Genomic DNA, 642 nt, shown 5'->3' with positions numbered 1-642 from the left:
TGTTGGCTCACCACGGAGATGTGGGGTCACAGAGACAATGCCGTAGGTCGCATTTTCGAGTGGTGAGACGGAAATGTTCGAAGTCGTCGTGTACAACCGCCCCGTATCGGTCACAACACGATGGGTAACGGTGTACTCTCCACTCGTAGTGTAGGTGTGTCCCACAAGGCCTCCTGATGCAGTTGCTCCATCGCCGAACTCCCATTCAGAGCGAGCAATTGTGCCATCGATTTTTCCAACGACATTGCTCTGGAACATCACCGTCCTGTTCGTCACAGGATGGTGAGGACTCGATGCGAACTCGAGGTCTCCCCCAGACTGGGAGTAGTCCGATGCTGCAATCATCGGTGGTGTGCGAAGTGGGTCGGCACAATTGACCGGGCCTTCGCACTGGGTTGGAAGTGGACCGTCTGACTGTCCCCAGTAGTTTTGTGTTGCGTTACTAGGCGATTGTGATGTACTCTCCGCGTAAATACCTCTCCAGCTGTTATTTTGTACGATACTCCGTGAAATCTCGAATGAGTCTTGGCCGTTGTTGATATAGATACCGTACTCGTTTTGCTGAATTCGTGAGTTTGTAATCTGTGACTCACCAGCATCGTAGTCAATCTCCACGCCTCGTTCCCATCCCCTAATCGTGAA

1 protein-coding gene is annotated in these 642 nt (G+C 52.0%); it reads right to left on the bottom strand.

Annotation, left to right across the window (positions count from 1 at the left end):
* The coding region (locus AUR66_RS22160; RefSeq protein ID WP_197409808.1) for a PKD domain-containing protein at window positions 1–345 on the bottom strand (345 nt) is incomplete at its 3' end.
* Window positions 346–642: the final 297 nt, after the last annotated feature.

Origin of the sequence: Haloferax profundi (genome assembly GCF_001469865.1) — an archaeon.
Lineage (GTDB): Archaea > Halobacteriota > Halobacteria > Halobacteriales > Haloferacaceae > Haloferax > Haloferax profundi.
Note: the sequence above shows the minus strand (reverse complement) of the source record. Positions and strands in the feature narration are given on the sequence as shown.